Source organism: Bacillus sp. EB600, from assembly GCF_024494385.1.
Taxonomy (GTDB): Bacteria; Bacillota; Bacilli; order Bacillales; family Cytobacillaceae; genus JAEVLT01.
In genome coordinates, this window is record NZ_JAEVLT010000154.1 from 1 (window position 1) to 532 (window position 532).

The following is a 532-nucleotide window of genomic DNA, read 5'->3' on the forward strand; positions in this document are numbered from 1 at the left end:
TATTCCTTTATTCGACCTACTTCAGAGGCCTTTGAAAAACTACGAGTTTTAATGTCTAACCGTGACATGACTGTTAAACGACTTGTTAGTGCTGTCAATCAAATCAATCGTTGGGTAGATATTGTTTTTCCTGAACTTCGACAGGTATTTAAAGATGTTAAAGGGAAAGGTGCAATTGCCACTCTTCGCTTATTTCCAATACCACTTGAACTTCGTTCAATGAAAGCACATGATATCGTTAATGGCTGGAAAACCCAGATGAAGCGCCAAGCTGGATTAAAAAAGCACAATTCTAATTGAATTAGCTAAGCATTCTGTTGGTACTCACCAAGCTTTGTTAATTATAAATTACACCTAGAACAATTAATTGAAGAATTTGATCTAGCAACAACCCAACTTGAGCGAGTTGAAAAAGAAGTCACTGAGGTCCTTAAACAAATTACTTTCGCGAGAAAGTTACTTACCATTAAAGGAATCAGTGAAATTGCACTTGCAGGCATTTTAGGTGAAGCAGGAGATTTAAGTGGGTTCG

Annotated in this window: 1 pseudogene; it reads left to right on the forward strand. The window is 37.0% G+C overall.

From position 1 onward, the window contains the following. Positions 1-532 (forward strand): annotated as a pseudogene (locus tag JN080_RS29075) (transposase); the annotation flags it as partial.